Source organism: Mesorhizobium sp. M7A.F.Ca.US.002.01.1.1 (assembly GCF_004022955.1).
Classification (GTDB): Bacteria; Pseudomonadota; Alphaproteobacteria; order Rhizobiales; family Rhizobiaceae; genus Mesorhizobium; species Mesorhizobium ciceri.
Window position 1 is genome coordinate 1 of record NZ_RZQE01000302.1, and the last position, 7,458, is coordinate 7,458.

At 63.4% G+C, this 7,458-nt stretch carries 8 protein-coding genes; all 8 read left to right on the forward strand.

Translation table 11 applies throughout. The features are described from left to right. The coding region (locus EN932_RS24270) for an amino acid ABC transporter permease (protein WP_164890598.1) at positions 1–564 on the forward strand (564 nt) is incomplete at its 5' end. Positions 565–576: 12 nt separating this feature from the next. Then, positions 577–1,236, forward strand: a complete 660-nt coding sequence (locus EN932_RS24275; RefSeq protein WP_127369330.1) for an amino acid ABC transporter permease — start codon at positions 577–579, stop codon at positions 1,234–1,236. Beyond that, positions 1,233–1,997, forward strand: coding sequence for an amino acid ABC transporter ATP-binding protein (locus EN932_RS24280; RefSeq protein ID WP_127369331.1), 765 nt, complete (start codon positions 1,233–1,235; stop codon positions 1,995–1,997). Before EN932_RS24275 ends, EN932_RS24280 begins: the two co-directional genes overlap by 4 nt. 8 nt (positions 1,998–2,005) lie before the next feature. Next, on the forward strand, positions 2,006–3,649 hold the full coding sequence (locus tag EN932_RS24285) for a N,N-dimethylformamidase beta subunit family domain-containing protein (RefSeq protein WP_127388252.1): 1,644 nt from the start codon (positions 2,006–2,008) through the stop codon (positions 3,647–3,649). Position 3,650: 1 nt separating this feature from the next. After that, on the forward strand, positions 3,651–5,036 hold the full coding sequence (locus EN932_RS24290) for an aspartate aminotransferase family protein (RefSeq protein ID WP_127369607.1): 1,386 nt from the start codon (positions 3,651–3,653) through the stop codon (positions 5,034–5,036). A gap of 3 nt (positions 5,037–5,039) precedes the next feature. Next, positions 5,040–5,969 (forward strand): 3-keto-5-aminohexanoate cleavage protein, encoded by a 930-nt coding sequence (locus EN932_RS24295; protein ID WP_127369608.1) that lies wholly within the window; start codon positions 5,040–5,042, stop codon positions 5,967–5,969. Positions 5,970–5,994: 25 nt separating this feature from the next. After that, positions 5,995–6,507, forward strand: a complete 513-nt coding sequence (locus tag EN932_RS24300; protein WP_064995381.1) for a GNAT family N-acetyltransferase — start codon at positions 5,995–5,997, stop codon at positions 6,505–6,507. Next, positions 6,504–7,458 (forward strand): histone deacetylase family protein (locus EN932_RS24305; protein WP_164890599.1); only part of this gene is annotated, 955 nt, incomplete at its 3' end. The genes EN932_RS24300 and EN932_RS24305, both read left to right, overlap by 4 nt.

The window sequence follows — 7,458 nt, forward strand, 5'->3', positions numbered from 1 at the left end:
ATCCTGGGCCTCGCGGCTGCTTCATTGGCCGCGGCCGCCAAGATGTCGAAATCGGCAATCCTGCGGACCATCGGCACGCTCTATGTCAGCCTGTTTCGCGGCACGCCGTGCCTGATCCAGCTCTTCGTGCTCTATTTCGGCGGCCCGCAGATCGGCATCAATCTGGAGCCGTTCGCCGCCGGCGTTATCGGCCTCGGTCTCAACATCGGCGCCTATATGGCGGAATCGATCCGTGGTGCGCTGGTCGCGGTCGACAGGGGCCAGACGGAGGCCGCCCGCACAATAGGCTTCAGCCGTTTCCAGACCTTGCGCAAGGTCGTGCTGCCGCAGGCCGCACGGCTGATGATCCGGCCGCTCGGGGTCAATACGGTTGCTTTGTTGAAGGGATCAGCACTTGTGTCGACCATTTCAGTCGTCGAACTGACCTACACCGCCCAGCGCTTCATCGGCTCCACCTACAAGCCGTTCGAGATATTCGGCGTTGCAGCCCTGCTCTACATGATCATGGTCTACGCGGTTGCGCGGTTCGTCGACCTGCTCGACAAACGCTTCGCCATCGTCTGACCGGAGAGCACGATGCAAGGTTTGGATTTCACCGTCGTCGCGCCCTACTGGGACCTTCTGTTGATTGGTGCCTGGTGGACGGCGGTGCTGACGGTCTCGGCGGGCGCACTCAGCTTCGTCGGCGGCATCCTGTTCGCGGTCATCGTGCTCTACGCTCCGAAGATCGTCGCCTATCCCGTGCGCGCCCTCATGTGGGTGTTCATGGGTACGCCGCTGCTGTTGCAGCTGTTCCTGATCTATTTTGGCTTGGTGCAGATCGGCATCGACATTCCTGCCCTTGCCGCCGGCATTGTTGGGCTCGGCCTGCACTTTGCCGTCTACAATGCCGACATCATCCGCGCCGGCATCGTGGCCGTCGATGTCGGCCAGACGGAGGGTGCGCGCAGCATCGGCTTCGGCAAGTGGCAGACGCTGCGCCATGTCGTGATACCGCAAGCCATCCGCAACACGGCACCACCGATCGGCGGCAATCTGATCGCGCTGTTGAAGGAATCCTCGATCGTCTCGGTCATCGGCATCGCCGAGTTGGTCCATTCGGCCCAGCTGGCGATCAGCGAAACGTTCCGCCCGTTCGAGTTCTACATCACCGCAGCGGCGCTTTATTACATTCTCAATCTTGTGCTCGAGGCGGCCTTGCGTCGGTCTGAAAGACATGTGGAGGTTTCCCGATGAGCACGCAGCGGCCAATGGTCGAGGTTCGCGGCGCGCGCAAATCGTTTGGCGCCGTCGAGGTCCTCAAAGGCATAGGCCTGTCGGTCGATCGCGGGCAGATCGTCGCCATCATCGGCCCGAGTGGCTCCGGCAAGAGCACGCTGCTGCGCTCCATCAACCATTTGGAATCCCTGGACTCCGGTGAAGTCTGGCTCAACGGCGTGCAGGTCAACCAGAAGCTGCACGGCCATGCCTTCGAGCGGCACATCAACAAGGTGCGCCAGCAGATGGGCATGGTGTTTCAGCACTTCAATCTGTTCCCGCATCTGACTGTGATCGAGAACATTTCCATGGGACCGATCATCCTAAAAGGCATGACCAAAAGTGACGCGCATGCGCTGGCGCATAGCCTCTTGTCCAAGGTCGGGCTCGCCGACAAGATCGACGCCTACCCCTCGCGGCTTTCGGGCGGCCAGAAGCAGCGTGTGGCCATTGCCCGTGCGCTGGCGATGCAGCCCAAGGTGATGCTGTTCGACGAAGCCACCTCGGCGCTCGATCCGGAACTGGTCGACGAGGTCAACGCGGTGATGAAACAGCTTGCCGCCGAACACATGACCATGCTCATCGTAACGCATGAGATGCGCTTTGCCGGCGAAGTAGCCGACAGGGTGCTGTTCATGGATGGCGGCGTGATCGTCGAGGAAGGCCCGCCCGGCGACATGTTCCGCGCGCCGCAGAAGGACCGCACGCGCAGCTTCCTCAAGAAATATCTTTCCGCCTGAGGATGACCATGAACAGCCCAAACACGGAATTCCCCGATTTCGGACTGACGCCGGAGCAGCGCCGCCACGCGGTGCGTGGCCATTACTACGAATGGCCTGGCATGGATGGCGAGCGCGGCGAGATCTGGTGCTACAGCGACCGGTTTTCCTATCGCGCCGGCGAAACGGTGGCTTTGCATGTCAGTTCGACAGCTGCGACGTTCGGCATCACAATCACCCGAGATGGCGGCAGCGAAAACAAAGTATTCGAGAAATCGGGCATCGCGGCACGCTGGCAGGACACACCCGACCAGTGTTCGGCTGAAGGCTGCGGTTGGGACCCATCCTTCGAATTTCGCGTCGGAGCGGGCTGGCCGTCCGGCGCCTATCGGGTCACGCTGACCGCCGATGGGCTCGACGGCAAGCCGATCCAATGCCACCATATTTTCATCGTCTGCCCGCAGCCGGGCCGCAAACCTGGCCGCGTGCTCCAGGTGGCGGCGACAGGCACATGGCTGGCCTACAACACCTGGGGCGGCTCCAACCACTATCAGGGCATCACCGGGCCGGATCGCAACCAGTATTCGCCCATCGTCTCGACGCAGCGCCCCTGGTGCCGTGGCTTCGTCGTGCTGCCCAAGGATGCGCCGCGTGTGCCGCTGGAGGTCGCTGTGCCGCCGAAGACCGTGCCGCGCTATCCGCACATGGAGTGGGCGCTCGCCACCGGCCATTCGAAGAAATACGCTTCGTCCGGCTGGGCCAGCTACGACAGCCATTTTTTCCGCTTCGCCGAGCGGGCCGGCTATCAAGTCGATCTCGCCAGCCAGCATGATCTGCATTTTTCGCCGGAAATTCTCGACGGCTATGACTGCGCCGTGTTCGTCGGCCATGACGAATACTGGACCTGGGAAATGCGCGATGCCGTCGACGCCTATGTGACCCGCGGCGGCCATGCGGCGCGCTTTGCCGGCAATTTCATGTGGCAGACGCGGTTCGAAGACGAGGGCCGCCGGCAGGTCTGCTACAAATATCGCTCGCGTGCCGAAGATCCGGCCTATCTTCCAGACGGCGACGTCACCCGTGCCACCAATTCCTGGGAGGCGCCGGAAATCGGCCGGCCGGGTTCGGCGACCTTCGGGCTCAACGCGACGCGCGGTGTCTATGCCGGCTGGGGCGGCTGTGCACCGCGCGGCGTGCGTGGTTTCCCGGTCTACCGGCCCGAGCATTGGGCCTTCGCCGGCACCGGCATCTACTATGGCGACCTGCTGGGCGCCGACAGCCATGTCTATGGCTATGAGGTCGACGGGCTCGACTTCGAGATACGCGGCGGCCTGCCCTACCCGACTGCGACCAGCGGCGCGCCAGACGGCCTGCAGGTTCTCGCCGTCGGCATGGCATCCCAGGTCGAGGAAAGCGCCGATATCCCGATCGAGGACCAGTTCCTCACCGACGAAGACGGCCGCTTCACCGCCGAAACGCTGTTTGGCGAGGCGAGCGACGCCAATCTGGAAAAGGTCAAACGCGGCAACGGCATGATCGTCAATTTCCCGCGCGGCAAGGGCGAGGTGTTCCATGCCGGAAGCTGCGAATGGGTCGCCGGCCTGCTAAGACAGGACCCGATGGTCGAACGCGTCACGAAAAATGTCCTCGATCGTTACCTCGGAAAGCCCTGACATGTCGAAAGTCCAATCCGCCGTTCAAGAAACCGAAGCCCGGCGAGACTCGCATCTGTTCTATCTGTCCAGCCTGCGCCGGCCGCTGATCGACCGCGCCGAAGGCATCTACATGTGGACGCAGGACGGCCGCCGCTTCATCGATGGCTCGAGCGGCCCGATGGTGGCCAATATCGGCCATTCCAATCGCAATGTGCTCGACGCCATGAAGCGGCAGATGGACCGCGCCACCTTCGCCTATCGGCTGCATTTCGAGAACGAGCCGGCGGAGGAGTTGGCGCGGGAGTTGGCCGGCAAGCTGCCGGAGGGCATGGACCGCATCTTCTTCGTCTCCGGTGGCTCGGAGGCGACGGAATCCTGCATCAAGCTGGCGCGGCAATGGGCGGTCGCCACCGGCCAGGCCAGCCGCTGGAAGGTGATCACGCGTTTCCCCTCCTATCATGGCGGCACGTTGGGTTCGCTCTCGATCACCGGCGACGATGCGCTGGCCGAAACGTTCGAGCCGATGATGCGGGTGATGCCAACCGTGCCGGCGCCGAATGCCTGGCGCGACCGCGACAATCTCTCGATTGAGCAGCGCGGCATCCGCTATGCCGACATGCTGGAGGAGAAGATTCTTGCGGAAGGTCCAGACAGCGTGGTTGCCTTCATCATGGAGCCGATCGGCGGTGCGGCGACCGCGGCGCTGGTGGCGCCGGACAGTTATTATCCACGCATCCGCGAGATCTGCGACCGCTACGGCATCCTGCTCATCCACGACGAAGTCATGAGCGGTGCCGGCCGCACCGGCAAATTCCTCGGCGGCGATCACTGGAACTGCAAGCCCGACATCGTCGCCCTGTCGAAGGGGCTGGGCTCCGGATATGCGCCGCTTGGCGCACTCGCCGCACCGATGCGGCTGGTGCAGCCGTTGCTCGCCTCCGGCGGCTTCCAGCACGGCCACACCTATGCCGGCAATCCGCTGGCCTGTGCCGCCGGCCTGGCTGTGCTCGGCGAAATGGACCGGCTCGACCTGATCGCCAATGCGGCAGCCATGGGCGATGTGCTGATGGACGGGCTTAAAGGCCTGGCGAAGCGGTTTCCGTTCCTTGCCGACGTGCGTGGCAAGGGCCTGCTCACCGGCGCCCAGATGGTCGCCGATCCCGAGACCCTAAAACCGATCGACCAGAACAAGAAAGCCACGCAGCGGCTGCTCGACCTCGCCTATGAACGCGGGCTGATCATCTATGGCCGCAGGGTCAAGGGCGGCGTCGACGGCGACAATTTCATGGTCGCGCCACCGATGATCGTCACGGCCGAGCAGGTCGGCGAGATCATCTCCATCATCGGTGACTCGCTGGAGGTTCTGGCCGCCGAGCTCGACCTGCCGGTCGGAGGCCAGGGGTAAGAAATGGCACCGCGAAAAGTCATCATCACCTGCGCCGTCACCGGCTCGGTGCACACGCCGTCCATGTCGCCCTATCTGCCGGTGACGCCGGACCAGATCGCCGCAGACGCGATCGCGGCGGCGGAAGCCGGCGCCTCGATCCTGCATCTGCACGCCCGCGACCCCAGAGATGGCCGCCCGACCGCCGATCCGGACGTCTACATGCAGTTCCTGCCGCGCATCAAGCAGGCGACCGATGCGGTGATCAACATCACCACCGGCGGCTCGTCGCTGATGACGCTGGACCAGCGGCTGGCAGCCCCTTTGCGGGCCGAACCCGAAATGTGCTCGCTCAACATGGGTTCGATGAATTTCGCGCTGTTTCCGATGCTCGACAAGCCACGGGAATGGCAGCACGAATGGGAACCCAAACTGCTGGAAGCCACGCGCGACACCATATTCAAGAACACCTTCGCCGACATGGAGAGTGTGCTTGAGAGGTTGGGTAAGGGCTGCGGCACGCGCTTCGAATTCGAATGCTATGATGTCGGCCATCTCTATTCGCTGGCGCATTTTCGCGATCGGGGGTTGGTGTCGGGACCGCTGTTCATCCAATTCGTCCTTGGCATATTGGGCGGCATCGGCGCCGACCCGGACAATCTCGTCCACATGAAGCGGATCGCCGACAAATTGTTCGGCGACAGCTACCAGTTCTCGGTGCTCGCCGCCGGCCGCCAGCAGATGCCGCTGATCTCAATTGCAGCAGCCATGGGCGGCAATGTCCGTGTCGGGCTGGAGGACAGTCTCTATGACGGCCGCCAGCTGGCGAAATCCAATGCCGATCAAGTGCGCCGTATCCGTGGCATTCTCGACGGGCTGTCGCTGGAGGTTGCAACGCCCACCGAAGCGCGCGACATGCTGGCGCTCAAGGGCGGCGACCGGGTGGCGTTTTGAGATGCTGATCTGAGATGAACCTGCAATGATTGCCTCGCCCAAAATCCGCCTCCGCCCCGGCCGAGTGGAAGACGTCGAAACCATCCACGCCGCGATCCTGAAACTCGGCACGCATATCGGTGCGCCGGAGGAGATCATTTCGACAGCAGATGATTTGCGCACCTACGGCTTTGGTGAAAAGCCCGCTTTCTCCACCCTGATCGCCGAAGTGGGCGGCGAGTTTGCCGGCCTTTGCCTGCATTTCCCGATCTTTTCGACATGGATGGGGCGGCCTGGCGTCTATGTGCAGGATCTCTATGTCGAAGACCGGTTTCGCGGCCGGAAGATCGGCGAGCGGCTGCTGCGGCACGTTGCGGCGCAGTGCCGGAAGGAAGGCGGCGTCTATCTCCGGCTGTCCGTCGACACCGACAATGAAGGGGCCAAGGCCTTCTACGAGAGGCTGGGCATCGCCTGGTCGAGCTACGAACAGACCCAAAAAATCATCGGCGAGGCCTTCTTTGCTTTCGCCGACGCGCCGGAAAACGGGGATCAGGAATGAAAGCCTTCTATGCCGAGGAACAGAAGCGCCACGACCCCAGGGCCTTTCTTTCGAGCGGCGCGGCACAGCCCAATCCGGAAAAGCCGGAGCGCATCGAGAGATTGTTAGTCGGCGCACTATCTGCGGGTTGCACGATCGAGCGACCTCGGGATCATGGGCTCGGCCCGGCCGCGGCGGTGCACACGCCGGAATATCTGGATTTCCTCGAGCATATCTACGCGCGCTGGCAGCGCATCGAGGGCGCTTCGGCCGAAGTGATCCCGAACATCCATCCGATTGCGCGCAATGGCTCCTATCCGGCCTCGGCGGTCGGCCAGGCCGGCTATCACATGGCCGACACGGCTTGCCCGATCTCGGGCGAAACATGGCAGAGCGCGCTGTGGAGCGCCTGGAGCGCGGTCGAAGCCGCCGAGGCGGTGATATCAGGCGCGCCGGCCGCCTACGCGCTGTGCCGCCCGCCCGGCCACCATGCCTTTGCCGATGTCGCCGGCGGCTTCTGTTTCATCAACAACTCGGCCGTCGCCGCGCAGGTTCTGCGCAAACAAGCCGCACGGGTGGCGATCCTCGATGTCGACCTGCATCACGGCAACGGCACGCAAGGCATCTTCTATGCACGGCCGGATGTGCTGACCGTCTCGCTGCACGCCGATCCGGTGCGCTTCTATCCGTTCTTCTGGGGCCATGCCGACGAGCGCGGCGAAGGGCCCGGCCTCGGCTACAATTTCAACCTGCCGCTGCCGCGCAAATCCGCCGACGCGGCGTTTCTCGAAGCGCTCGAGGTGGCCTTCCAGCGCATCCGTGCCTTTTCGCCCGACGCGCTCGTTGTGGCGCTCGGCCTCGACGCGTTCGAGGGCGATCCGTTCGGCGGACTTTCGGTGACGACGCCTGGCTTCTCGCGCATCGGCGAGGCCATCGCAAAGCTCGACCTACCGACGGTCATCGTCCAGGCTG

Bases quoted from the DNA above. Each gene is read 5' to 3' on its own strand.
- EN932_RS24285 (WP_127388252.1), top strand. From the start codon at position 2,006: ATGAACAGCCCAAACACGGAATTCCCCGATTTCGGACTGACGCCGGAG.
- EN932_RS24275 (WP_127369330.1), top strand. From the start codon at position 577: ATGCAAGGTTTGGATTTCACCGTCGTCGCGCCCTACTGGGACCTTCTG.
- EN932_RS24280 (WP_127369331.1), top strand. From the start codon at position 1,233: ATGAGCACGCAGCGGCCAATGGTCGAGGTTCGCGGCGCGCGCAAATCG.
- EN932_RS24290 (WP_127369607.1), top strand. From the start codon at position 3,651: ATGTCGAAAGTCCAATCCGCCGTTCAAGAAACCGAAGCCCGGCGAGAC.
- EN932_RS24300 (WP_064995381.1), top strand. From the start codon at position 5,995: ATGATTGCCTCGCCCAAAATCCGCCTCCGCCCCGGCCGAGTGGAAGAC.
- EN932_RS24295 (WP_127369608.1), top strand. From the start codon at position 5,040: ATGGCACCGCGAAAAGTCATCATCACCTGCGCCGTCACCGGCTCGGTG.